Origin of the sequence: Rhizobium sp. RSm-3, assembly GCF_001854685.1 — a bacterium.
GTDB classification, from domain to species: domain Bacteria; phylum Pseudomonadota; class Alphaproteobacteria; order Rhizobiales; family Rhizobiaceae; genus Rhizobium; species Rhizobium ecuadorense.
Genome location: NZ_MAWZ01000059.1, coordinates 79,620 through 105,180 on the forward strand (window position 1 = coordinate 79,620; position 25,561 = coordinate 105,180).

20 protein-coding genes and 1 pseudogene are annotated in these 25,561 nt (G+C 59.7%); 8 read left to right on the forward strand and 13 right to left on the reverse strand.

What is annotated here, in order from left to right:
• Window positions 1–14: 14 nt before the first annotated feature.
• On the forward strand, window positions 15–1,337 hold the full coding sequence (locus tag BBJ66_RS30590; RefSeq protein ID WP_071093093.1) for an aspartate aminotransferase family protein: 1,323 nt from the start codon (window positions 15–17) through the stop codon (window positions 1,335–1,337).
• Window positions 1,338–1,804: 467 nt separating this feature from the next.
• Here the strand turns inward: BBJ66_RS30590 and BBJ66_RS30595 are convergent, their stop codons facing one another.
• The 4 genes from BBJ66_RS30595 to BBJ66_RS30610 are packed head-to-tail and all read right to left on the reverse strand — an operon-like array spanning window position 1,805 to window position 5,545.
• Window positions 1,805–2,581, reverse strand: a complete 777-nt coding sequence (locus BBJ66_RS30595) for an ABC transporter permease (protein WP_049731175.1) — start codon at window positions 2,579–2,581, stop codon at window positions 1,805–1,807.
• The gene (locus BBJ66_RS30600) at window positions 2,565–3,395 is read right to left on the reverse strand and encodes an ABC transporter ATP-binding protein (protein WP_049731176.1); all 831 of its coding nucleotides are present in this window, start codon (window positions 3,393–3,395) and stop codon (window positions 2,565–2,567) included. Before BBJ66_RS30600 ends, BBJ66_RS30595 begins: the two co-directional genes overlap by 17 nt.
• 18 nt (window positions 3,396–3,413) lie before the next feature.
• Window positions 3,414–4,415, reverse strand: a complete 1,002-nt coding sequence (locus BBJ66_RS30605; protein ID WP_071092851.1) for an ABC transporter substrate-binding protein — start codon at window positions 4,413–4,415, stop codon at window positions 3,414–3,416.
• 47 nt (window positions 4,416–4,462) lie between these two features.
• Entirely contained in the window at window positions 4,463–5,545 is a 1,083-nt protein-coding gene (locus tag BBJ66_RS30610) for a 4-oxalomesaconate tautomerase (RefSeq protein WP_049731178.1), read from the reverse strand.
• A gap of 111 nt (window positions 5,546–5,656) precedes the next feature.
• On the opposite strand from BBJ66_RS30610, the gene BBJ66_RS30615 reads away from it, so the two are divergent.
• Complete coding sequence (locus BBJ66_RS30615; protein ID WP_071092854.1) at window positions 5,657–6,568, forward strand: LysR family transcriptional regulator; 912 nt, start codon at window positions 5,657–5,659, stop codon at window positions 6,566–6,568.
• 104 nt (window positions 6,569–6,672) lie between these two features.
• Here the strand turns inward: BBJ66_RS30615 and BBJ66_RS33910 are convergent.
• Window positions 6,673–7,084, reverse strand: a pseudogene (locus tag BBJ66_RS33910) (transposase); the annotation flags it as partial.
• A 430-nt stretch (window positions 7,085–7,514) separates the two neighbouring features.
• On the opposite strand from BBJ66_RS33910, the gene BBJ66_RS30625 reads away from it, so the two are divergent.
• From BBJ66_RS30625 to BBJ66_RS30640, 4 genes are all read left to right on the forward strand, one after another.
• On the forward strand, window positions 7,515–10,541 hold the full coding sequence (locus tag BBJ66_RS30625) for an alpha-mannosidase (protein ID WP_071092856.1): 3,027 nt from the start codon (window positions 7,515–7,517) through the stop codon (window positions 10,539–10,541).
• A gap of 126 nt (window positions 10,542–10,667) precedes the next feature.
• Complete coding sequence (locus tag BBJ66_RS30630) at window positions 10,668–11,390, forward strand: antitoxin Xre/MbcA/ParS-like domain-containing protein (RefSeq protein WP_071092858.1); 723 nt, start codon at window positions 10,668–10,670, stop codon at window positions 11,388–11,390.
• Window positions 11,387–11,974, forward strand: coding sequence for an RES family NAD+ phosphorylase (locus BBJ66_RS30635; RefSeq protein ID WP_082336745.1), 588 nt, complete (start codon window positions 11,387–11,389; stop codon window positions 11,972–11,974). The genes BBJ66_RS30630 and BBJ66_RS30635 overlap by 4 nt, the downstream gene beginning before the upstream one ends.
• A gap of 309 nt (window positions 11,975–12,283) precedes the next feature.
• The gene (locus tag BBJ66_RS30640) at window positions 12,284–14,323 is read left to right on the forward strand and encodes a methyl-accepting chemotaxis protein (RefSeq protein ID WP_071092859.1); all 2,040 of its coding nucleotides are present in this window, start codon (window positions 12,284–12,286) and stop codon (window positions 14,321–14,323) included.
• Window positions 14,324–14,475: 152 nt separating this feature from the next.
• Here the strand turns inward: BBJ66_RS30640 and BBJ66_RS30645 are convergent, their stop codons facing one another.
• Window positions 14,476–15,393, reverse strand: a complete 918-nt coding sequence (locus BBJ66_RS30645; RefSeq protein WP_071092861.1) for a LysR family transcriptional regulator — start codon at window positions 15,391–15,393, stop codon at window positions 14,476–14,478.
• 124 nt (window positions 15,394–15,517) lie between these two features.
• Between BBJ66_RS30645 and BBJ66_RS30650 the strand changes: the two genes are divergently transcribed.
• Window positions 15,518–16,405, forward strand: coding sequence for an alpha/beta hydrolase (locus BBJ66_RS30650; RefSeq protein ID WP_071092862.1), 888 nt, complete (start codon window positions 15,518–15,520; stop codon window positions 16,403–16,405).
• Here BBJ66_RS30650 and BBJ66_RS30655 read toward each other — a convergent pair.
• Complete coding sequence (locus BBJ66_RS30655; RefSeq protein WP_071093095.1) at window positions 16,363–16,998, reverse strand: TetR/AcrR family transcriptional regulator; 636 nt, start codon at window positions 16,996–16,998, stop codon at window positions 16,363–16,365. The genes BBJ66_RS30650 and BBJ66_RS30655 overlap by 43 nt on opposite strands.
• 147 nt (window positions 16,999–17,145) lie before the next feature.
• Between BBJ66_RS30655 and BBJ66_RS30660 the strand changes: the two genes are divergently transcribed.
• Window positions 17,146–19,608 carry a beta-glucosidase gene (locus BBJ66_RS30660; RefSeq protein ID WP_071092865.1) on the forward strand — a complete coding sequence of 821 codons (2,463 nt, stop codon included), beginning with the start codon at window positions 17,146–17,148 and terminating at the stop codon, window positions 19,606–19,608.
• Between the two features lie 166 nt (window positions 19,609–19,774).
• Here BBJ66_RS30660 and BBJ66_RS30665 read toward each other — a convergent pair whose 3' ends face one another.
• The 6 genes from BBJ66_RS30665 to BBJ66_RS30690 all read right to left on the reverse strand — a co-directional run bounded on the left by BBJ66_RS30665 (window position 19,775) and on the right by BBJ66_RS30690 (window position 25,558).
• A complete protein-coding gene (locus tag BBJ66_RS30665) occupies window positions 19,775–20,728 on the reverse strand; it encodes a hypothetical protein (protein ID WP_071092867.1) in 954 nt (317 codons plus the stop codon).
• 416 nt (window positions 20,729–21,144) lie between these two features.
• The gene (locus BBJ66_RS30670; RefSeq protein ID WP_071092868.1) at window positions 21,145–21,681 is read right to left on the reverse strand and encodes an OmpA family protein; all 537 of its coding nucleotides are present in this window, start codon (window positions 21,679–21,681) and stop codon (window positions 21,145–21,147) included.
• 14 nt (window positions 21,682–21,695) lie between these two features.
• On the reverse strand, window positions 21,696–22,370 hold the full coding sequence (locus tag BBJ66_RS30675) for a L,D-transpeptidase (RefSeq protein WP_049732152.1): 675 nt from the start codon (window positions 22,368–22,370) through the stop codon (window positions 21,696–21,698).
• Window positions 22,371–22,546: 176 nt separating this feature from the next.
• Window positions 22,547–23,482 (reverse strand): dihydrodipicolinate synthase family protein, encoded by a 936-nt coding sequence (locus BBJ66_RS30680; protein WP_071092870.1) that lies wholly within the window; start codon window positions 23,480–23,482, stop codon window positions 22,547–22,549.
• Between the two features lie 105 nt (window positions 23,483–23,587).
• On the reverse strand, window positions 23,588–24,541 hold the full coding sequence (locus BBJ66_RS30685; protein WP_071092872.1) for an ABC transporter ATP-binding protein: 954 nt from the start codon (window positions 24,539–24,541) through the stop codon (window positions 23,588–23,590).
• On the reverse strand, window positions 24,542–25,558 hold the full coding sequence (locus BBJ66_RS30690) for an ABC transporter ATP-binding protein (protein WP_071092874.1): 1,017 nt from the start codon (window positions 25,556–25,558) through the stop codon (window positions 24,542–24,544).
• Window positions 25,559–25,561 lie beyond the last annotated feature (3 nt).

The following is a 25,561-nucleotide window of genomic DNA, read 5'->3' on the forward strand; positions in this document are numbered from 1 at the left end:
AGCCGAGTGCGGCTATGGTTAACGGCTTCGACGCCGCTCGGCTCGGTAGCCTGCCGGACCGAGAGCGAAAGATGATCGAGCGCCGGCAGATGTTACTCGGATCGTCGTATCGGCTCTTTTATGAAAATCCAGCCCATATCACGAAGGCCAAAGGCGTATGGCTGTTTGGACCGGACGGAGAAACTTATCTCGACGCTTATAATAATGTGCCGTCGGTTGGTCATTGCCACCCGCACGTCGTGGACGCAATAAGTCACCAGGCATCGCAGCTCAATACTCATACACGTTATCTGAACGACCAAATCCTCTCCTACTCCGAAAGGCTTTTGGCGACGTTTCCGGCCGAGCTCGACCGTGTGATGTACACCTGCACCGGAAGCGAGGCGGTCGATCTAGCCCTCCGGTTGGCCCGCTATTATACAGGTGGCACCGGTATCATCATTACGGAGAACGCCTATCATGGCGTTACGGCTTCGGCGGCGGAAATCTCGCCGTTGCTTGGGGAGAGTGTACCCCTTGGCCAGCATGTGCTCACAGTGCCGGCGCCCGACACCTATCGCGCTAATGGTGGCGATGTTGGCGCGGCATTGGCGCAGGACGTCGCTGCAGCGATTGGGCACATGCGCCGCCGGGGTATTACGCCAGCTGCCTTTGTCGCCGATAGCGTCTTTTCCACGGATGGCGTTTTTGCCGATCCGCCCGGGTTCCTCAAACCTGTCGTTGATGTGCTAAACAAAGCTGGCGTGCTTTATATCGCTGACGAGGTGCAGCCCGGCTTCGGGCGAGTGGGCTCAAACATGTGGGGTTTCGCGCGTCACGAAGTCGTCCCGGATATTGCAGTAATCGGCAAGCCGATGGGTAACGGAATGCCAATCGCAGCGGCCATTATGAAGTCGGACATCCAGGAGTGTTTCGGCCAGGATATACGTTACTTCAACACGTTTGGGGCCAACAACGTTTCCTTGGCCGCTGCCTCGGCTGTACTTGACGTTATCGAGAACGAAAATCTTATGCAAAACGCGCGCAAGACAGGGGACTACCTGCTCGCAGGAATGAACGGCTTGAAAGAGATGTTCACTTCGATTGGAGATGTACGAGGCAGCGGTTTGTTTCTCGGATTGGAGTTTGTACGCAATCAGGACAGCCGCGAGCCAGATAGCCCCCTCGCGCTGAAGGTTGTCAATGCGCTTCGTAATCGGCGTGTATTGATAAGCGCTTCAGGATTGCATGGCAATGTTCTCAAAATTCGGCCACCACTCCCTTTCTCTCGCGAAAACGCTGATCTGCTGCTCAACGCACTGCAGGATGCTCTTGTCGAAATAGAAGGCGAGGAGTGAGTATGGCAGCTCTTCTCAGAGCCTTAGACCAACCTTCTGTCATTGCTGATCGAAATGGGACCCCTGCCTCGTCGGATGCAATAGTGTTGATTTCCGCTAGAAACTGACCCGGCACAGGTTCTGATCAGTGAGGGGGGCGTTTTAGAGCATGCTATTGACGCGATGGCCGTCGGTTTAGTTCTCTTTCAAGGTGAGCAGTGTTTCTTTCGCTTTTGCTCATGACGCGCGATTGAATGAACTCACTCAAATATTCAAAATGCTGACCGACGCTTCGGGAAACCTTCCGGACCTCCAAGGAGACGTCACGCTTCGACGTAGTGTCGCATGTGCTGACCAAAATATCTGCCATTTTATCCATATTAGACTATTTCAGAGTCAACCTGTATTTGCATTTTTTGATGCTTTGTTAGGTCGTGAAAATGGCGCGGCGCAGGCGCCATTTTCATAGTGATAGCAGCGGTGGGCAGCTAGGCGGTCCGCTCTTCAGCCGCATTCGGCCGCCATTTGATCAATCGTCCTTCGACGACGTCGAGGATTCGATCGATGATCAAGACGAAGATCGCCAGGATGATGATGCCGGCGAACACGCCCACGGCATCGAAGTTGCCTTCCGCCTGCGCGATCAGATATCCGAGCCCGGCGGACGCGCCCAGATATTCGCCGATAATCGCGCCGACCACCGCGAACCCTACGGATGTCCGCAGGGACGAGAGTATCCAACTGGCCGCTGCTGGGAAATAGACATGCCGCAACAGTTCAGATCGTTTCGCGCCGAGGATCTTGGCATTGGCGAGCACCACCGGGTTGACTTCGCGTACCCCCTGCATCGCATTGAAGAAAGTAATGAAGAACACCAGCGTCACGGCAAGCGCTACCTTCGACCAGAGTCCGAGACCGAGCCAGAGAACGAAAATCGGTGCCAGCACGACGCGTGGAATGGCGTTCAGGCCCTTGATAAATGGATCGAGAATGCGCGCCGCACTTCGGCTGAGACCGAGCCACACACCTGCAGCGACACCAAGGCCAGTGCCAATGATATAGCCGAGCACCGTTTCTGTCAGCGTGATGCTGACATGGCGGTAGAAGCTGGGGTCAATGATCCAGCTGACGATCTGGTTGAAAATGTCGACCGGCGCCGGAAAGAAGAAGACGTCGATGATACCGGCGGTGACGCCAAGCTGCCAGCCGCCGAGGATGAAGACCAGTAGTCCGATCTGGATGGTGCGTTCAGTCACGGCGTTCATAGCTTTTCTCCACTTCGCCGCGCAGCGACGCCCAGATGTTGCGGTACAGATCCATGAAGCGCGGATCGAGCTTGATTTCGGCGACGTCTCGCGGCCGTTCGAGATCGACCGGGAAGCTTTCGATCACGCGCGAACGCGGTCCGGCTGCCAGAATGGCAACACGGTCGCCCAGCGCAATCGCTTCCTCGAGGTCATGGGTGATCATGACGACGGCGCGGCGCTCTTCCTGCCACAGGCGCAGAAGCTCGTTCTGCATCAGGTGACGGGTATGGATATCGAGCGCCGAGAAGGGCTCGTCCATGAGAATAACCTTGGGTCCGGTGATCAGCGCCTGCGCCATCTGAACACGCTTGCGCTGGCCGCCGGAGAGTTGGTGCGGGTAGCGATGCTCGAAGCCGCGAAGCCCGACCTTGGCAAGCCAGGTCATCGACTTTTCGCGGCGCTCGTCCGAAGCGGCTCCCCTAAACATCAAGCCAAGCTCGACGTTTTCGATTGCTGTTTTCCATGGCAGCAATGCATCTTGCTGGAACAGGTAGCCGATATCGGTCTGGACGCCCTTGACCAGGGTGCCGTCGATTGACACCTGGCCGCTTGCTGGCTTCAAAAGTCCAGCAATTGCATTGAGCACGGTGCTCTTGCCACAGCCCGTCGGGCCGACGATGGCGAGGAACTCGCCATCCGCCACCGTGAGATTGACATCCTGCACTGCCACATAGGCACCGAAGGACATGGTGACCGCGTCGATGGAGACCATCGCCTTTGGGTTCTTCTCCTCGTTGCCGAGCGGGGATGATTGTACGACAGCCAAAGCCATGGCCTCCTCCTTTTCCGATCAGTTCGTACCGGCGGCGAGCGCCTTGTCGACGAACGCATTCGTGAATGTCTTGCTGAGGTCGATATCCTTGGCGGCGACCTTTTCGTTGAAGCTCTTCAACACGGCCAGTGGTGTCTGGATATCGGTTTCGTTGAACTTGCCATCGACCGAAAAGATCGCCTTGGCGTTGGCCACGGCCTTCGTATAGGTCTCCGCATCGCCGGATATGAACTCCTGGGGCAGAGTGGCGACGATCTCTTCCGGCGTATGCGTGTTCATCCATTTCAGCGCCTTCACCGTGGCGTTTGTAACCTTCTGGATCGTTTCCGGATTGGCGTCGATATAGTCCTGCGTGGCGTAGAGCACTGAGGTCGGGTATATGCCGCCGTAGATTTCCTTGGCGCCTGCGTCGCTGCGGGCGTCGATGAGGATCTTGCCCACACCTTTGGCTTCGATGAAGGTTGCAGCTGGATCGTAATTCACGAGCAGATCGACCTTGCCCTGTTCGAGAGCCGCAACGGCGGCAGATCCGGAGCCTACGCCGATCAGCGACACGTCGTCGGCGGAAAGATTGTGGCGCTGCAGATAATAACGGACGAAGAAGTCCGACGACGAACCAGGTGCGGTGATGCCGATCTTGGCGCCCTTGATGGTTTCCGGCTTTGCCGGGTCGAAGGTCGAATTCTTGCCGCCTGCTAGTACGAGGCCGGAATTGCTGGCCAGTTGCACGAAGCCGACAACGGACTTGTTCTGCGATTGCATTTGTATCGTGTGGTCGTAGAAGCCGACGGCAATATCCGTCGAACCGGCAACGAGTGCCTGAAGGGTTTTCGAACCGCCCGAGGCGAAGTTCTCGACCGTCACCTCAAGACCTTCCTTCTCGTAGAGGCCGAGTCCAGCGGCTACGGGAAAGGGAAGATTGTTGAGATTGTAGGACCCGACACTGATGCGGACGGGTTCGGCATAGGCCGTGGCTGCAAAGGCAACGGTGGCTGCAAGGGCGAGCATGAGTTTACGCATTGTATTTCCTCCCGGTTACGTGGCGCCCTCCCGGCAGCCACTTCAAATTAAGCCGCGCAAACCATTTGCGCAAAAGGTTTGGCAAAGACCTTGCCTTCGAACAGGCGGCGTGCTGTGCGCAGAATGCCTGCAATCATCTTGCCGTCCCGGGTTTCGAGCTTTACCTCGAGGCGTCCGCTGGGATGTTCAAGAACGAGAACGGCGGGCGGATTGCGCCCGCCAATCAGGGTAAAGGCGACCGTATCGGCGGTCACGGCGGCCGTGGCAATGCCGACGGCGCCTGTGGTGGCCAGCGAAGGGTGGCATTGATGCGGCATGAAATAGCGCACATTCAGATCGCCGCCCGCGTTCGGTTTCGAGATTAGGACGGGCTTCGGCGTCACCTGGGTGCTCACATCGCCCATGCCCATCCGCCGCCCGGCTTCCAGCCGCAGCGCTTCGATACGTAGAAGCAGCTCTGCGTTGGCGTTAAGTTCGGCGGCTGTCTCATAACCGCTGACACCCATGGCGGCTGCATCGACAATCATCATCGGCATGGCGCAGTCGATGCAGGTAACGTCGATCCCGTCGATCGTCTCGCGCGGGCTTCCGGTCGGAAACAGTTTTCCCGTGCGGGCACCTGCGGCATCCATGAAAGTGAGGGCGATCGGGGCTGCATACCCTGGAACGCCGTCGATGGAGGCATCACCCAGATAGGCGACCTGACCGTCCGGTGTCGGGACTTCTGCCTCGATCAGCTTGCCGGTATTGACGTTGTGGATCCGCACCCGCGTCGTTGCTCCAGATGCGGCCACCAAGCCGGCCTCGATCGCGAACGGGCCGACGGCCGCCAGCATGTTTCCGCAATTGGGTGAGGTATCGACCATCTGCCGGTCGATCCGCACTTGTGCGAAGAGATAATCGACATCCGCACCAGCAAGGCTTGCCGGACCGACGATGGCGACTTTGCTCGTCACTGCATTGCCGCCGCCGATGCCGTCGATCTGTAGCGGATGGCCGGAACCCATCACCGACAGAAGGATCTGGTCGCGCTGGTCGCGATCCGCTGGCAGATCCGAGGCGAGGAAAAACGGCCCCTTCGAGGTGCCGCCTCGCATCAGAACGCAGGGTATGGAGATCAGATCGTTCATGATTGCTTGTCCACCAACTGATGTGATTTAAATATCAATCAGCTTCTTTGTTGCAATCTGAAGCAATTGCGTTGATATGTGAAATGCGAAGTTCAGAGGGACTGATGCGCTATGAGCATTAATTGTGAGATACTGGATCTGCGAGCTTTTCTTTCTGTGGTTGAATTGGCGAACTTTCACCGCTCAGCCGAAGCTTTGAACTTGTCGCAACCGGCGCTGAGCCGCCGGATACAGAAGCTTGAAGCCGCAATCGGGGCGCCGCTTCTCGAACGCACCACCCGGCATGTGTCAGCAACGGCGCTCGGCGCCGAACTGATTCCGCTGGTGCGACGTATGCTGGAGGAATTCGACGGATCGCTGTTTGCCGTGCGCGACGTCGGCGGTCAGCGCAGCGGGTTGGTCACCATCGCCTGCCTGCCGACGGCGGCCTTTTATTTCCTGCCTACGGTCATTAGGCAGTTCAGCGCAGAATTTCCGAATATACGCTTCCGAATTCTCGATCTGCCAGCGACCGATGGTCTGCAGGCGGTTGCGCGCGGCGAGGTCGAATTCGGCGTCAACATCATGGGCTCGTCTGATCCAGACCTGATCTTCGACAGGCTGATCGAGGACCCCTTCGTTTTGGCCGCGCGCAAGGATCACCCACTGGCGGCAAAGAGCGAACTCGAATGGAACGATCTTGCACCGTATCAACTGATCACCGTGCACAGGTCGAGCGGCAACCGCACGCTGCTTGACGCCGCTCTTGCGAAATCAAGCCTTAAACTGCGATGGTCCTATGAGGTAACGCATTTGTCGACCTCCCTTGGCTTAGTGGAGGCCGGGCTGGGGATATCGGTTCTGCCAAAGCTTGCCACCCCACAGGACGATCATCCGTTTCTCGTCACGAGACCTATTCGCAACCCTGAGATATCGCGCACCATAGGTATTGTGCGCCGTCGGGGCGGGACTCTTTCTCCCGCGGCGGAGCGATTTTTGAGCATGCTGATCGGAACCTGGGCGGAAAAAGTAGTCCAGCCCTAAAAAAGTTGGGGTGTTCTACTGCTGATTCTGAGAACAACTTAAAGAACATCAAATTGAACAGCGGGCTCGTCAGGCGACGATCACACCGAGGGAGGCACATGCGTACGACGTTCCAGACCGGCCTGATCAGCACGGCGAGAGGTATAGTGGTGAGTTGATCGATCGAAGTTCAACGCTCCACAAGCACGCCGGATCGAGATCGCCCAATCGCGGCACATGCCTTTCACCATCTCCCGCTTCCGAGCAGGCCTCAGAGCTTTCGGCGGATACATCCTGCAACATCTCGCGGTCCAGCGTTAGATCCGCGACGATCTTCTTCAGGCGCGAATTCTCGTCCTCGAGCTGCTTCAACCGTTTCATCTCCGGTGGCAGCATGCCCGCGTATTTTTTCTTCCAGTTGAAATAAGTCGCTTGGCTGATCCCCACCTTCCTGCAGATTTCAGCAACAGACACCCCTTCATCACCTTGCTTCAGAATGAACGCCTTCTGAGCGTCCGAAAACTGCGATGCTTTCATCGTCTTCTGGTCCTTTCCCAGCCAGGAAAATCCACCGGAAAACTCTAACCAAAACTGGTCCAGTTTGAAGGGTTCAGATCACCTTCATTGAATGGACTTCCACACCTATTCCTCACGAGGTTCCCCGGCGCTCAGACGAAAAATCGTTGCTCTTAGAGCAGGCCAGCCTCCAAAAGATGGGCCTGGAAACCACTTAGAGGAACAAATGGAAGCAAGTGAGTGCAATATTGAAGTCAGTTTGGGACATCGACAGAAACAGAGGGTTCGCTTCGCACCTTCGCACTTGACGCCAAATCAAAGTTACTTAATCTAAGCGTCAGCCGAACCCGCTGGGAGGAGGGGCCGGCGATCGCGATCTCTGTCGCGCCATCTTCATCTCCAAAGCCATGATTCCGGATCGTTCGCCGCCGATTATTCAACAGGATAAGCCATGTCTCTGACCATTGCCCAACGTTTCGATCGTCTCAAAGTCCGCATCGCCGAGCTCGCGCATTGGCGGGATCGGCAAAGTGTTGCGATCGAGGGCTGGACGTTCGAGGGGGAGCCGATCGGCCATCATCAGGACTGGCCGCATCGTCAGGGCGTGGTGCATTTCGCCGCGAGTGCGGAGGCGCCGGAGAGCTGGCTGCTCGAGGATACCCGCCTGCAGCTCGACCTCGGCGGCGAGAGCCTGATCACGCTGAGCTATCCCGGCGGCGAGACGGAGACGTTCGGCCTCGATCCCTATCATCAGGAATTTCCGGTCAAGGGCCGCCGCTTCCAGATCGCGACGGAAAGTGTCGCGCGCTTTCCGTTCGGCGAGCCGAACCGGGCGCCGCGGCTGAACAAGGCTCGGTTCATTTTGCTCGATGGTCCTGCTCATCGCTTGCATCTTCTGCTGAAGCAGGTCACCGAGGCGATCGGGACGCTCGGCGAACATGACGTCGTACCGCATCTGGTCGATGCCGCCGAGCAGGCCTTGCGCAGCCTCGACTGGCCGTCGGATACGGCGGCTTACATCTCCCGCACCTCCGATGCCGTCATGCAGCAGAAGATCTGGGAGCTGCCGGAGCTTCAGGAAAATCCGGCGGGCCTCACGGACGAGCAGAGTGCTTCGGCGGCTTCCGCGTTCGAGGTCCTGACGGCGCGGTTGAAGGAGTTGCAGACGCGCTTTCCGCCGAATGGCGAACTGCTGCTGACCGGCCATGCCCATATCGACCTCGCCTGGCTTTGGCCCTATCGCGAGACGCGGCGGAAGATGCGGCGCACCTTCAACACGGCGCTGTCGCTGATGGAGCGCTCCGACGATTTCCGCTTCAACCAGTCGACCGCCCATTATTACGCACAGATGGAAGAGGAAGACCCGGAGCTTCTCGAACGCATCAAGGAGAAGGTCGCGGAAGGAAAGTGGGAAACCGTCGGCGGCATGTGGGTGGAGCCGGACACCAACATGCCCACAGGCGAAAGCCTCGTCCGCCAGGTTCTCTATGGCCAGCGTTATTTCGAAAACACTTTCGGCACCCGCCATACGGTCTGCTGGCTGCCGGATTGCTTCGGCTTTTCAGGCGCGCTGCCGCAGATCCTGAGGCAGGGCGGCATCGACAGCTTCTTCACCATCAAGGTCAATTGGAGCGAGACCAACCATATCCCTTCCGATCTCTTCTGGTGGAAGGGCCTCGACGGCAGCCAGGTGCTGACCCACACCTTCGACAATCCGATGCAGGGATATAATGGCTTCGTGCAGGCCGATTGCTATCTGCCGACATGGAAGAATTTCCGCGGCAAGGTGCAGCATGATACCTCGCTTCTGGCCGTCGGCTACGGCGACGGCGGCGGCGGCGTGACGCCTGAAATGGTGGAGCGCGAAGTGCAGCTGCGCGATTTCCCCGCCATCCCGCAGGCGCGCTGGGGCACCGTCAAAAGCTTCTATGAGAAGGCGCACCGCACTGCGGGGGAAAAGAACCTTCCCGTCTGGGACGGCGAGATCTATCTCGAACTGCACCGGGCGACGCTGACGACGCAAAGCGGCGTCAAACGCAAACACCGCCAAGCGGAGCGCGCGCTGATTACCGCCGAAACGCTCGCTTCGCTTGCCCATATGCTGGGTGCCGACAAGCCGAAAAGCCTCGAAGCGGATTGGCGTGTGGTGCTGAAGAACGAGTTCCACGACATTCTGCCGGGATCGAGCATCCGCGAGGTCTATCAGGATGCGGAACAGGAGCTCGGCGGTGTTATCGAGCATGCCAAAGCCGAGCAGGCGAAGGCATTGCAGGCGCTGTCGGTCAATCTGCCGAAGGGCGGGGTTGGCGAGGCGATCGTCGTCGTCAATCCGTCGCTTGCGCCGCGGGCGCTCAGCGCGACGCTCTCCGACGGCACGGTGGTCTCGACTGCCGATATCGTTGCTCCCCTCTCCGTCGCGGTCTTCGACAGGCGGGCGCTGCAGCCGGCGGGTGGTCTGAAAGCAAGTTCCGATCGCCTCGAAAACGATCATCTCGCCGTCGTCATCGGCAGGGACGGCGCGGTCGCGAGCCTCGTTCACAAGGCATCCGGCCGCGAAGCGGTCGATGGCTCCGCCAACCAGCTCTGGGTTTACCCGGCCGACAAGCCGCGCAACTGGGACGCCTGGGATATGGAGGCCGATTATGCCGAAAAGGCCGTCCGTCTCGACGCGCCGGAAAGCATCTCGCTCGTCGAGAGCGGCCCGCACCGCGCGGCGATCCGCGTCATCCACCGTTACCGGCATTCGAGTGTCACCCAGACCTATGTGCTGACAGCCAATGCCAAGCGGCTGGACATCGAAACGACGATCGACTGGCATGACCGCCGCACCTTGCTGCGCACCATCAACCCGGTCGATGTAAAGGCCCGGAAAGCAACGTTCGAATGCGCCTTCGGCATCGTCGAGCGGGCAACGCATACGAACACCTCCTGGGAGCAGGCGATGTTCGAGGCCGTCGCCCATCGCTTCGTCGATATCAGCGAGCCGGGTTTCGGCGTCGCGCTGCTCAACAATGCCAAATACGGCCATAGCGCCCGCGGCAACGTCATCGGTATGAGCCTGGTGCGCGGGCCGGTCTATCCCGATCCGCTGGCCGATGAAGGCGAGCAGAGCTTCAGCTATGCGCTGATGCCGCATGACGGCACCTGGCACGACGGCGGCGTGCTCGACGAAGCGATCGACCTCAACCAGCCGCTCGTGGCGACCGAAGCCAGGGGTCTCTCCGCCGGCACTTTCGCGCCGCTCACTGTTGCCGGCACCCCGGTCGCCTTCTCGGGCCTGAAGCCGGCCGAGGAAGGCGATGGCCTGATCCTGCGCCTCTACGAACCCGCCGGCCGGCGCGGCCGCCTCTCCTTGGCCCTGCCGTCCGGATGGTCGGCCTCGCAGCCGGTCAACATTCTCGAAGAGCCGATGGAGCGGAAGGGTCCCGCCGAGATCATGCCGTTTGAGATCAGGACGTGGAGATTGCAAAAAGCCTGACGCCTCTACGCATTACCGCTCCGACGCGGCGGTGCGAGACCCGCTCTCGCCTGTAGTAAATGGGACAAACTGGACAAATTGGTGATTTGAGACTATATCAGCTCATATAAGAACGGAGATAGTTTCATGGTTGGTTCCCAAGCGCAGCTGGATCGCGCTCGTCGGGCGCAGGTCGCCGATCGTATTGCCGCCAAAGTCGCCGATGTGCTGAAAGCCGACGCCACATTCGAGTCCGGCTCGGTTGCCCTGTCAGCCAGAATCGCGGGAGCGGCCGCCGCGGCCATCGTCGATCTTCCCGTCGGTGCGCGACGCGAACTCAGCAAGCGCCAAGGCGAACTGGCCAGCCGCATTCGCGGCTTGGTGGAGACTTTCAGCGATGCGCCTGATGGCGGCAAGATCGCGCTTGAGATTCCGAAGGCGGTAGAATCGTCCGGAGGCGAAGGACTTGGGAAGATCGTCACGGCGGAGGAGGGCGAGCGATTGCTGGGCGAGCTCGCGGTCGCCCGCAAGCTCGAGGAATGGGCCGGGCCGATTGCCGGCGCAAGCGAACTCCAGCGCGATTTCGGAATTGCGCGCTCCACCCTTAATCGCTGGCAGCATGCCGGTGAGGTCATCGCACTATTGAAAGGGACGAGGAAACACGTCTATCCGATTGAACAATTCATCGACGGGCGCCCTGTAAAAGGTATAGGGACGATCGGCGTTCTCGTTTCCAATCAGCGGGTCGCGTGGCTGTGGCTCAGTCAGCCGAATCCCGTGTTGGGCGGACGCAGGCCCATAGACCTGCTGAAACAGGATCGCGTTGACGAGGTCGTCGACGCGGCTCAGACCTATTTCGCCGTGCAATGACGCTCGACAAGGCAATCCTGCAACGCCTCGCCGTTCGGGCCGACGTCACCGACTATGTCAGGATAATCTCTCGCGCTCATGCGGCAACGCCGCTGGGCATGGGTTTCGGCAAGACGCGGTTTTCGAGCCCCAGGGATAAGTTCCGTCTGCTCTATCTCGCTCAGGATCCAGCAACTGCGGTAGCGGAAACGATTGTTCGTGACCGGTTTCAGGGCAAGACCGGGCGATTGATACTGCAGGAGGAAATCGACCGCTATTCGATTGCCGCTGTCCGAAGCCCGGCACCGCTTTTCCTGCTCGATCTGCGCTACGAGGGTGCAAGCCTGCTCGGGGTGTCGACAGATGCGGTTCGGGCAAAGGCGCAGACGAGCGGACGTCGCCTCAGCCAGGAAATCTACGATCGCACCGATTTTGACGGTATCCTCTATATGTCGCGGATTACCAACAAGCAGTGCGTTGCAATCTATGACCGGGCCACTGCCAGCCTTGAGGCCGATAGCCCTGCATTGGACCTCATCCGCTTGTCGGCACTCGCGCCTATACTCGATGCCCTGCATGTCACGGTCATAGACAGGCAATCTTGACGCGCGCCATCCCAGAAAGATACAGGGCGCCCGGTTCGTAAGATCGCGATAGCGGTCGCCAGCCATATCCACTTTCGGCGCGTCCTATCCCGATCGCGCATCCAAGTTCCCGGCCCGGCGGAGGGGGAACTTTTTATTATATGTTTATCGCCTGTTAGTGGGCCGAGGCCATGGCGAAAGTGATCCCTGCGAAACAGAGGTGATCTCACAAAGCCGGGCGCATAGATGGCGGTCGAATGAAGTCGATCACCCATTCCGTAGCCGGCAGGGGATATGAGGACTCCTGTTGCGCTCAGCAGGACCCGAGACATGCCCGCAAGCATCTTTTCGCGCATCAGCACCAAACTGGCCACGCTTTCCGCCATCGGCATTTTCCTTGTGGCGGTGATGCTGTTCACCGTCTGGCAGGGCGGCCAGCACGTCTACGAACGTGCGCAATATCAGGTAGGCCAGCTGGTGGTTTCCCGCGATCTGGTCGATGCCAAGGCTTCATGGCGGGGCATGCAGGTCGGCGTGCGCGATCTGCGTCTTGCGACGTCCGCAGACGAGGTTGCCAAGGCTGCCGATTACCTCACGGCCCGCCACCATTCGGTGATCAAATACCTTGACGATGCCATGGGTGGATTGCGGCTTCAGGCCAACCGAGACCGGATCGTGAAACTCGAAACCCTGGCCGACAGCCTTTTTAAAGCAACCGGCGAGATGGTCGAAATCGCCAAGGCGAAGCTCGCCCTCAAAGCCGGCGATACCTCACTCGACGCAAAGCAGAGGGATGCTCAGGCAAAGCTTCTGGCCCTTTCGGATGAGGCGGCCAAGCTGATCGACGAAGGGGTGGATTCGGCAAAGGAGATGGCAACGAAGGCCGGAGACGAGGCGAATGCTGCCGCCGTTTTCGTTCTCTTTCTCAATCTCGGCATGGGCCTGCTGACGATCTTCACGCTGATCGCTTCTGCCGTGTTCGGCGCCCGGGTGATCGCAAAGCCGATCGGCCGGATCACTGAAAGCATGAACGATCTCGCCAACGGCGATCTCGATGCCAACATTCCTTTCGCCGACCGGCGCGACGAAATCGGCCAGATGGCGCGTGCGGTCGGAGTCTTCAAGCAGAACGGCGCCAAGGTGCGCGAACTGGATGCAGCGGGCGCGGACAAGCGGGCCAAGGTTATCGAAATGCAGAAGAGCATCGACGCGGTCATCACGGCGGCAGCGGCGGGCGATTTCACGCACCGTGCACCTGAGGAGTTCGGCTATCCCGATCTCAACCGCATTGTCATAGGTCTTAATCAGCTCATCGCCTCGGTCGACCACGGCGTTGCGGAAACCCGCCGGGTCATTTCGGCGCTGGCGAATGGCGACCTGACGGAGAATATGCGCGGCGAGTTCCAGGGCTCCTTCGCGGAGCTGCAGAACAATGTCAACGCAACCATGACCAACCTGCGCGCCGTCCTTGGTGAGGTGCGTGCGGCCGTCGACATCATCAATGGCGGCGCGGGCGAAATGCGCATCGCTTCCGGAGATCTGTCGCAGCGCACAGAGCAGCAGGCGGCGTCGCTGGAGGAAACCTCCTCCGCGTTGGAAGAGATCACCGTCGCCGTGAAGCATTCGACGGAGCGTGCTTTGGAGGCCAGCCACATGGTCGACGAGACGAAGAAGGGCACCAGCCAGTCGAGCGATGTCGTCAGTCAGGCCGTTTCGGCCATGGGGCGGATCGAGCAGGCCTCGGGCGAAATCGGCAAGATCATCAGCGTCATCGACGAGATCGCCTTCCAGACCAATCTTCTGGCGCTCAATGCCGGTGTCGAGGCGGCCCGCGCCGGCGAAGCCGGCAAGGGCTTTGCCGTCGTCGCCCAGGAGGTGCGCGAACTGGCGCAGCGTTCGGCCAATGCCGCCAAGGACATCAAGGTGCTGATCAACCGCTCCAGCGACGAGGTCCATTCTGGGGTGAAGCTGGTGACGGCGACTGGCGAGGCGCTCGGCCACATCCAGGACCAGGTGGTCAAGATCGACGAGCATGTGCGCTCGATCGCAACGGCCGCAAGAGAACAGTCGACCGGCCTTTCCGAAGTCTCGACCGCGGTCAATCAGATGGATCAGGTGACGCAGCAGAACGCGGCCATGGTCGAGGAATCCACGGCCGCGACCAACCGGCTGGCGGAAGAGGCGGCCAATCTCGCCCGACTGATCGCCCGGTTCAAGCTGGACGCCGCCCAGGCCGCGCCACGTGCCCTCACCCCGCAAAGCAGACCGGTCGCCTCGCCGGCGCGCACGCTCGGCCAGAAGCTTGCCGGCGCCTTTGGCGGCCGCGCCGCGACCGCGACTGCCGCTGCTGCTTCATGGGAAGAGTTTTGATGCCCGGGCAAGCCGACGCCCGTTGAAACTTTCCGACTCCAATAAATCTTCCTGCTTATCGGAGGATTTATTGGGGCGGTGACTGCCAGCGAAATGTCGGAGGCTACGCAGCGGCAATCGCAAACGATCGGCTGACATAGATCTGATCATCATCACAAGTCTGCCGCCGGTCGGAATGCTTCAGGCCGGGCGGCAAAATTCTCGACGACGAAATCCACGAAAGCCCGGACTTTCGGCGAAAGTTGACGATTGGATGCCCAGACGAGCGAGAGCGAACCGAAAGGCGCCATGAAAGCGGTGAGGACGGGGGTCAAAGTGCCGGCCCGGGTGTGCGGCTCCGCAACATAGACCGGCAGATGGCCGAGCCCGAGGCCGTCCTGAGCTGCCCGCAGTCCGGCATCGGTATTGTTGAAGGTCAGGTTTTTCGGCAAAAGCAGCCGCTCATATGGCGGATGGAATGCCCATGGCGCGATCCGGCCGCTGGACGGATATTTGAAGTGAATGCAGGTGTGCCGGGCGAGATCAGCAGGCGTCTCCGGTCGTCCGCGACGCTTGAGGTAGTCGGGACTGCCGCAAACGACGAAATGCTGATCGCCGAGACGGCGGGCGATCAACCGGGCATCGGTAAGTTCGCCGCTTCGCACGACGACATCCAGTCCCTCGGCGACCAGATCGATGACCCTGTCTTCGAAATCCATATCCAGTTCGATCTCCGGAAATCTCTCGGCGAAGATCGGCAGGATCGGCATCAGCAGGTGATGGCCGACGATATGCGGCACGCTGACTCGGAGGCGCCCCCTCGGGCGTTCCCGGCTCCGCAGGATGGTTGCCTCTGCGTCCTCCATATCGTCGATGATGCGCTTATAGCGTTCGTAGAGGAGGGCGCCTTCCTCGGTCAGGCTGATGCTGCGTGTCGTGCGGTTGAAGAGCCGCACGCCCAATCGGCTTTCCAAACGCGCGACCGCTTTTCCGATGGCGGATGGTGAAACTCCGGCGACGCGCGCGGCCCCGACATAGCTCTGCTGTTCGGCAGCGTAAACAAGGGCGAAAACGCTCGCGAGGCTTTCCATGCAGAATCCATATTAGAGATATTTTGTCTTTTATGTATGTCCATGAGCAGCCATTGATCAATATTGCGTAGGAAATATCCTCTGTTGCCTGATGATATCAGCGCTTATCGGAGGAGCGAGTGGCATGCGGGACTATGCAAAAGAATTGCCCGAACACGTGACGACATACATTGGAGAGAACGAGCTGTTTCTGGAAATATTTCCAGGCAACGACGCTTCGGAACAATCCGCCCGGCCGCCTCTGCTCTTCGTTCACGGCGCCTTCACCGGCAGCTGGATGTGGAGCAAGTACATTCCTCACTTCATATCGGCCGGATGGACAGCGTGTTGCCTCAATTTGCGCGGCCATTACAAAAGCAGATCGGTCGATTTGACCAAAGTCACCTTTGAGGACTACCTCGACGACATCCGGCAGGCGATCTTCGAAATCGCTGAGGAATACGCAGTCCCCCCAATCGTGATCGGCTTCAGCATGGGAGGAATCCTTAGCCAGAAACTGGCGGAAAGCGTCAGGATTGCTGGCCTGGTGCTGATCGATTCCAGCATTTGCAGGCAGGTGCATGACGAGGTGCCCTATGCCGATCTTGCGCCACGGACGCCTGGCCTTATCGTGCCGGCACCGGTCCGCGACGAGCAAAGCAGCGCCGATGAAACGCTTGAAGATATCGAGTTCCAGCGGAGGTACCTGTCGATGGAATCCGCAAAGGCATTCGCTGCATTTTCCTTTCATTTCGGAGCGGCGGGAATTTCCATCGAAAGCGCGAAGATCACCTGTCCGAGCCTGGTCATCTCAGCCGTCAATGGTGAAGACGACGATCGCCGAGGTCGGGCAGCGGCCCGCCACATTGGCGGTGACTATCTGGGTCTCCGGGGTACGACGCATACCGGTTTGCTGGTCGGGCAAAGATATCACGAAGCGGTAAGCCGCATCATGAATTGGTTGTCCCGCTTCGAGGAAGCTCTATGTGATCAGCCTTCCAACCCGAGGCTTGCCATCAGCCGGCCGACATAGGCTTCCAGGCCGCCCACCATGTCGAAGCGGGTGGGGTCGCGCAGCCAGAGCATCTGCAGGCCGTCCATTACCGCGATCAGTTCGGCGGCCATCGCTTCGCCATCGATCTTGGCGTCGATCGTGCCATCGGCAATCGCCCGTCCGAAGGTCGCGGCGACGTCGTTCTGCATCTCCGTGGTGCGCGCGAGAAACCAGGCCTTGGCCGGGTGGTCCTTCATCAGGCTTTCGGCATTCAGGATGGCGAAGGCCCTGACGACCTCAAGCAATTCGGTGTTGCGGCGGAAGACGGCGACCATGCCCTGCAGCAGGCCGCTGAGATCGGAGCGATAATGCCCGATGAAATCGGCGCTTTCGAGATCGCGTTTGGCGAGGATCGCAAGCAGCAGATCGACCTTGGTGGGGAAATGGTGCAGCAGGCCGGGCAGCGACAGGCCGACATCCCGGGCGATGTCGCCGATCGCCGCATTCTGGTAGCCGTCTTCGGCAAAATGCCGCATCGCCGCCGTCAGGATTTCCGCGCGGCGTGTCTCTCCCTTGCGGGATCGGCGCCGTCGTTTTTCCTCTCCGGTCTGCTGTTCCGGCAATTCTGCCATCGTCTCCTGTCTGCCTCTTGGCGCGGCAATCGCGCGCCTTCGCCCGATTTCTTCCATGCTTCTCCATCCATACATCAGACTTGCCCGATTGACATCTTAAAAATACCGAGTAATCGGTAGGTTTAAGGATTTCCTTGGGAGGTTTGCATGATCGATTCCATTCTCGACCAGATGACGCTCGAGGAGCAGGTCTCCCTGCTATCCGGCGCCGATTTCTGGACGACCGTTCCAGTCGAGCGTCTCGGCGTGCCGAAGATCAAGGTAACGGACGGGCCGAACGGCGCGCGCGGCGCGGGCTCGCTGGTCGCCGGCGTAAAGGCGACCTGCTTTCCTGTCGGCATCGCCCTCGGCGCCACCTGGAATCCCGAACTCGTTTCGCAGATGGGCGCAGCCCTCGCGCACCAGGCAAAGAGCAAGGGCGCCGCGGTGCTGCTTGCCCCCACCGTGAATATCCACCGTTCCGGCCTCAACGGCCGAAATTTCGAATGTTATTCCGAAGATCCGATGCTGACCGCAGAACTCGCCGTTGCCTATATCGACGGCGTGCAGGGTGAGGGGATCGCAGCGACGATCAAGCATTTTGCCGGCAACGAATCCGAGATCGAGCGGCAGACCATGTCTTCCGATATCGACGAGCGGACGCTGCGCGAAATCTATCTGCCGCCCTTCGAACAGGCGGTGCGCCGCGCCGGCGTGATGGCGGTCATGTCCTCCTATAACCGCCTCAACGGCACCTATACCAGCGAGCATCACTGGCTGCTGACCAAGGTGCTTCGCGAGGAATGGGGCTTCGATGGCATCGTCATGTCCGACTGGTTCGGATCGCATTCGATTGAAGAGACGATCAATGCCGGTCTCGATCTCGAAATGCCGGGTCCGGCGCGTGATCGCGGCGACAAGCTCGTTGCCGCCGTGCGCGAGGGCAAGGTCGAGGCCGAAACCGTGCGGGCGGCAGCGCGACGGATGCTGATTCTGCTTGAGCGGGTCGGTGCCTTCAAGAGCAAGCCCGATCTCACCGAGCGGGCGATCGACCTGCCTGAGGATCGGGCGCTGATCCGGCGCCTCGGCGCGGAGGGCGCGGTTCTGCTGAAGAATGACGGCATCCTGCCGCTTGCCAAGACCTCGCTCGACCGCATCGCCGTCATCGGCCCCAATGCGGCAAGTGCGCGCGTCATGGGTGGCGGCAGCGCGCAGATCGCGGCGCATTATACGGTGAGCCCGCTCGAAGGCATTCGCGCCGCCCTTGCCAATGCCAACAGCATCAGCCATGCGGTCGGCTGCCGCCATAACCGTCTTATCGACGTGTTCAAGGGCAAGATCACCGTCGAATATTTCAAGGGCCGGGGCTGCAAGGGCAATCCGTTGCATTTGGAAATCGTCGACAAGGGCGAATTCTTCTGGTTCGAGCTGCCGTCCGGCGATCTCGATCCGGCCGATTTCTCGGCCAGGATGACCATGCAATTCGTGCCGGAGGAGAGCGGCGAACATGTCTTCGGCATGACCAATGCCGGCCTGGCGCGTCTCTTCGTCGACGGTGCACTGACGGTCGACGGCCATGAGGGCTGGACGCGCGGCGAAAACTATTTCGGCACCGCCAATGACGAACAGCGCGGCACCGTGCCGCTCGAAGCCGGCCGCACCTATGAGGTCATTGTCGAATATGAGCCGTCCATCGCGAGCGGCGAGGGCATCAACCTTATCGCCATTCGTTTCGGCGTGGAAAAACCGCTCGGCGAGGCCGATATCGAGGCAGCCGTCGAGACGGCCGGCAATGCCGATATCGCGCTTCTCTTCGTCGGCCGCGACGGAGAATGGGATACGGAAGGGTTGGACCTGCCCGACATGCGGCTTCCGGGCCGGCAGGAAGAACTGATCGAGCGGGTGGCGGCCGCCAACGCCAATACCGTCGTCGTGCTGCAGACCGGTGGCCCGGTGGAAATGCCCTGGCTCGGCAAGGTCCGCGCCGTGCTTGAGATGTGGTATCCGGGGCAGGAACTCGGCAATGCGCTCGCCGATGTGCTGTTCGGTGATGTCGAGCCCGGCGGCCGCCTGCCGCAGACATTCCCGAAGGCATTGGCCGACAATTCCGCCATCACAGGCGATCTCGCCGTCTATCCCGGCAAGGATGGGCATGTGCACTATGCCGAAGGCGTCTTCGTCGGTTACCGTCATCACGATACCCATGCCGTCGAGCCGCTCTTCCCCTTCGGCTTCGGCCTTGGCTATACCCGCTTCAACTGGGGTGCACCGCGGCTGTCGGCCGGCGAAATGGGTGCCGAAGGCGTGACTGTCAGTGTCGACCTGACCAATACGGGCGACCGGGCAGGATCCGAACTGGTGCAGCTCTATGTGCGTTCGCCGAAGACCAAGGTGGAGCGGCCGGACAAGGAACTGCGCGCCTTCGCAAAGCTTTCACTGCAGCCCGGCGAGACCGGCACCGCCGTGATGAAGATCCGGCCACGCGATCTCGCTTATTTCGATATCGAGGCCGGCGCCTTCCGGGCCGAACCCGGCGACTACCAATTGGTCGTGGCGGCGAATGCCGCGGATATCCGGTTCATCGTCGACCTGCCGTCGCCATCGGCTTATCTCCTGCCGCCTTCGTCCTGACGGTAGCATTCTCGATTAGCTCGTTTGCTGGCTGTAACGACTGATGTGGGGATCGTTTTCGACGATCTCCTGTTGGCGCGGCGCGGCTGGGTCTCGTCAGCTCTCCCACATGGTCGACAAGGAGAGCGTTTTCTGACGTGTGACCGGCTCAGCCAAGCGATCCGTTTCAGGTACTTGTCTCAGTTCGGCGTGCTTCTGGACCTGCTCTCAGGGCTTGCTCACATTCTTCCGAGAGTTCCATTGGAAGTTTCAGATTTGAGTAACCGTTGGCATCGGGTTGAAAATCATATTCCTTCGAAGATGGAAGGAGCGAGATTGGTCTTTTTCCAGAACAGTGAGTCAGAGTTTCTACAACATAGTCGACGCCCCAAACGTGCGGCGTTTTCTCCAGTGGCGAAGGCTGAATGTACGGCGTTTTGACTTCAAAGAAATCCGGTCCGCCTTGATGCCAACGGCCCACAAACAGTGAACTGCCCAGGTGAGTTGTGTAGTATACGGCTTCGATTTTGCTGAAAGTACGGCCTGTTTTGGTAACGTTTTCCACGTCGCTCCGGACAAGTTTTGCTTCGTCCTCATCCCAATAGTCACGGAATACATATAGTACGCGGTCAAGTTGCTCGAAATTTGCTTCTCCGCTCACTATAATGTCGAAGGCTCCTCCGACTCCTTCTTCCAGAAAACGTCCCTGTCGATGTTGTGACAGCAAATACTTGGCACATACGCCAAGCAACTCTGGGAATAAGTCAACTCCGTCGAGTGAGGCTATGTTCTGTTCATCTAAGAATTGTTGAAAATGCTCTCGCCCAGACCCGCCAAGTAAATTGAAATTACCGTCCTTAGGGGTGTTTATAGCTATATTATGAGAAATGGAAACCGGTCCGCAGTCATTCGATATGCCGAAGATGAACCAGCTAGCGTCTACACCGCGAGGAAGCTTCGCTTTCTCTACTAAGTATTGGAAATCGGAAACGCTCGGCATAACATCTGGGGAGTTTGCGAATAGAAACTTGATTGAATGCTCGTAAGCACCCATCGTTCCGCTCCAGCCCAGAACCAGAAACGGGCCAATCGGGAAAATTTTCCGGGCAAGGCCTGCGACCCACCGGCCACTATCAAACATTTGTTCGGTCTCGTTGGGCAATCGCTGTGTCGGAATTGGAGAGTCGTGGTGAACACGGGAGTTGGTCGTAAGGAGTGCGTCTCCAACAGCTAGAAAATATGGGGACCGTACGAGCGCAGCAATTAAAGTCATTTGTGATCTCTCGTTGCTAAATATAAACTAACTAGCGACTTAATCGTCTTTATCGCCAAGAGCGCTTTCGCCGCAAGTAACGATCGAAGGGCGCGATTGGTCTTCACGGGATCTTTTTTGATGATGTCGCAAGTCTCAACGAGGACATCAAAGTGCTGAGGAGCGAGCTATCTATCGCAGAAGATCCATCCGCAGAGTGCGCAGCATCGGAAGATGCGGCCCGGTTCGATTGTCAGTTCGGCTGATGTTGCAGATTCTATCGCCGATGCGGCTATTGGCATCGATCACGCCGCGTCGGGCTGGGTGCGGAGATTGGTGACGACGCGCCGGTTCTGCACCTTGCAGGAGCGCTCCGTGCAGTCGCGGACTTCGCGATCGTTGCCGTAACCCTTGGCCCACATGCGCTTGGCGTCCACGCCCTTCGAGGCGAGATAGGCCATCGCCGCATCGGCGCGCTTCTGCGACAGCGTTTCCATTTTGGACGCGGAACCGGAATCGTCGGCAAATCCCTGCAGCTTGAGCAGCCAGGTCGGGTTCCTGTTGAGCCAATTGGCCTGGTTGTCCAAGGTTGCCATGGCGACGGAATCGAGTGCGGCCGAGTCCTGCTTGAAGTAGATCCGTCGGCCGACATTGAGGATAAAATCCTCTTCGCTGCCCGCCGCGACGTTTTCGAAGCCGGGCGCAGGATCGTTGGTCTGGCCGGTCATCGGCGCCGCAGTCGGTTCTTCCAGGGAGGCGACCTCCGTGGTGGAGCAGGCGGCAAGCGCCAGGAGCATGGCCGCGGCGAGAAGGCGGCTGGTGTATCCGGTCGTAGCAGACATCGGAGTGATATTCCTTATTCGACCGGGGTTGTTTGGCTGACCTGCGTGGTGCTTTCGGCCTGGTCGGCAATATGCGGGAGAACCTGTACGGCCGTGCCGATCGGGCAACGCTGGTAAAGGTCGATGGCGTCTTCGTTGAACATGCGGATACAGCCGCTGGAGGCATCCTTGCCGATACTCCAGGGTTCGAGCGTGCCATGGAAGCGATAGCCGGTGTCGACGCCGTCGCGATGCAGGTACATGGCGCGGGGTCCAAGCGGGTTTTTCGGGGAGCCTCCCGCCACGAATTCGGGCAGTTCGGGATGGCGCTTGCGCATCTCCGGCGGCGGCGTCCATTGTGGCCAAAGCGATTTGGCGTCGATCGTGGCGCGGCCAAACCATTTGAACCCCTCGCGGCCGACGCCGACGCCGTAGCGAATGGCGGTTTTGTTCTCCATGATCACGTAGAGAAAATGGTGCCTTGTATCGACAACGACGGTGCCGATCGGCTCGCTGCTGAAATATTTGACGACCTGGCGGTGCCACCGTCTGTCGATCTTGGCGAAGTTGGTCCTTCGGAAGGTCACGCCATTGTCGACGATGGTGCCGTCAAAATAGGAAGACGCCGCGGCGAACGCCGGTCTGCCGACTGCACCGGCGCCAAGTAACGCCAAACCACCAAGCAAAATATCCCTGCGGGTCCCCACCATCGGCAATATCCCCCTTAAAGCCACAGCAGTGCAAATCAGTAAAACAGATTTTTCATTTGCGACAACCAGAAAATTCTTCTCTTCGCTCAAGGCCAGGGTCGAGTTGCCGGTCCTTATGGGCCTGTATTGCCCCGGTCATTACTCCAAGGAGGGCGGCCGTTCACCCCGAGGCAATCTCAGCGGAAAAGATCGGGAAGTTCGGAGCGTGCGATGCCACGCAACCTGACCGCTTCCGCTATGTCTATGGAACGATAGGGAAACCGCAAACGCGTGCCGACGGGTCCCCAATTGCCGATGGCGCTCAAAAGCTTGTCGAGAGCGGCGTTCGAATAGCCGAATTCCCGGCGAAACGGGACGATATGGCTTTCCATGAACGTGCAGATGCGTCGTTCCAACTCGAGTGCGGCGTCGAGATCGCTTCGCATCGAGAGCGTCCAGAGCTGAGCACCGCGCGGACTAAGGCAGGCCACATTGGAAAAGGAGCCTGCTGCGACGCCTTGCCTGATGCCGGTTGCCAGATGATGGCCGGGAACGAAGAGCGAAAGCCCGGACAAATGCCGGCGTGTTTCGGCATACCAGGCGGCGTCGCCGTCGGCGAGCTTGACGCCGATCACCTCGGGCACTGCCGCGCAGAGCATGCCCAGTTCCTTCGGCGTCAGCACCCGTTTTGCATGCGGGGGATTGTAGAGGATGAGCGGAATTCCGCAGGCAACGTCGGCCGCCCGTTTCAGGAAGTCGACCGCTTCGGCGTCGGTGAGCGGCCACCAGTCCGGCAAGATGACCTGAATGGCGCGCGGATCGAGCGCGGCGGCGCGGCGGACGCGATTGAGCATGATCCGCGGGTCTGGCTGGCAGGCGCCGATCACGAATGGCATGGAGGAAGCCTGGCAGCGTTCGGCGAGCATTGCCTGGGTCCTGTCGAATTCCTCCTCCGTCTGATTGTGGAATTCGCCGGCGGTGCCGTTCGAATAGATGCCGTCGACGCCGGCCTCGATGAGGATGTCGATCTCTTCGCCGAGCTTATCGAATTCGATGCTGTCGTCGGCTGCGATCGGCAGAAGCAGGCTCGCCCAGTTTCCGCCGATGGCCGGATGCGGCGTCTTCGCGTTCATCTGTTTTCCCTCTAAAATCTGAATCCTGTTCTAAATTAAAGAGTTAGGGCATGATGTCGCCCGAAAACCGCTCACACTTTTCGGCATCATGCTCTGGATGACGGATCAGTCGAGGTCGTCGCGGATGCAGGCCTTGAAATGGCCGGGCGCGATTTCCCGCAATGGTGGAATGGCGCCGGCACAGTCATCGAGGGCGCTCGGACAGCGCGTGCGAAAGACGCATCCGCTCGGCGGATTGGCCGGGTTTGGAATATCGCCTTTCAAAATCTGCCGGTTCCGGCGGGCATCCGGATCGGGCGACGGAATCGCCGAGAGAAGCGCGCGTGTATAGGGATGTTGCGGCCTCGCATAGAGATCGGCACTCGCGGCGATTTCCATGATGCGGCCGAGATAGAGCACGATCACCCTGTCGCAGATATATTCGACGACGGCGAGGTCATGCGAGATGAACAGCATGGTAAGGCCAAGCTGCTGCTGCAGCTCGCGCAACAGGTTGATCACCTGCGCCTGGATCGACACGTCGAGGGCCGAGACCGGCTCGTCGGCAACGATGAATTCCGGCGACAAGGTCAATGCCCGGGCGATGCCGATGCGCTGGCGCTGGCCGCCGGAAAATTCATGCGCGTAGCGATTGATCGCGTCAGTGGGCAGATCGACCTGGGCCAACGCGGCTTGCGCTCGTTCAAGCCTGTCGCGTGCCGATCCGATCCCCTGGATCTTCAGGCCCTCCGTCAGGATTTGGCCGATCGTCATGCGCGGCGACAGACTGGCGAAGGGGTCCTGGAAAATATACTGCATGCGTGGCCGTTGCCGCCTCAGCGCCGAAGCGGAAAGTCCGGTGAGTTCCTGTCCGTCGAAGCGGACACTGCCCGAGGAAGGTTCGACCAGCCGAAGGACGGAACGCCCGATCGTGGTCTTTCCGCTGCCGGATTCGCCGACCAGCCCGACGACCTCCCCCTTGGCGATATCGAAGGAGATGCCCTCAAGAATGTTCAGCCGCGCGCCGCGGGAAATATAATGTTTCGAGAGGTCGCGGACGGAGAGCAGGGGCGCGTTCATCTAGATCTCCTGCCATTTGATGCAGCGGCTGCGGTGCTGCGGATTGACCTGTTCGAGTGCCGGAATCGCGGCGCGGCAGGCGTCGATGGCGAATTTGCAGCGTGGGGAAAAGGCGCAGCCGCTCGGCATGTTCATCAGGCTCGGAACCATGCCGGGAATGGCAGAGAGTTTTTCGCCTGCCTGTTTCATCCGCGATGCCTCGCCAAGCCGCGGCATGGAGGCGAGAAGGCCCATCGTGTAGGGATGCTTCGGATCGCGGAAAACCTCGTCGACCGGCCCTTGCTCGACAATCCTTCCGGCATACATCACCGCGACGCGATGGGCGATTTCGGCGACCACGCCGAGATTGTGGGTAACGAAGAGCATGGCCATGCCGCGCTCGATCTGCAGCTTGAGCAGCAGATCGAGGATCTGCGCCTGGATCGTCACGTCGAGCGCCGTGGTCGGCTCATCGGCGATCAGGAGCGCCGGATCGCAGGCAAGCGCCATGGCGATGGTGGCGCGCTGGCGCATGCCGCCCGACAATTCGTGCGGATATTGGTCAACACGGCGCCGGGCGTCCGGTATGCCGACGCTTTCCAGCAGGGTGACGGCTGCGTTCATTGCCGCCTTCCGGCTTGCGCCGCGATGGATGCGGATCGGCTCGGCGATCTGGTCACCGATCGTGAAAACGGGATTGAGGCTCGACATCGGCTCCTGGAACACCATGCCGATCTCGTCGCCCCTGATCCTGCGCATGCTCTCTTCATCCAGGGAAACAAGATCCTGGACCGCGCCGCTCCTCGTCGTCAGGCGGATGCTGCCGGCGGCGATCACACCGATGTTGCGGGTGAGCAGCCGCATGACCGACAGGCTGGTGACCGACTTGCCGGAGCCGGATTCGCCGACGAGCGCCAGCGTCTCGCCGGCGGCGATGGTCAGGTCGATATCGTTGACCGCTGCGATCTCGCCGCCGCAGATGCGGAAGATCGTTCGCAATCCCCTGATGTCGAGTACCGGTTCGGCCGCCTGTTCCATCGG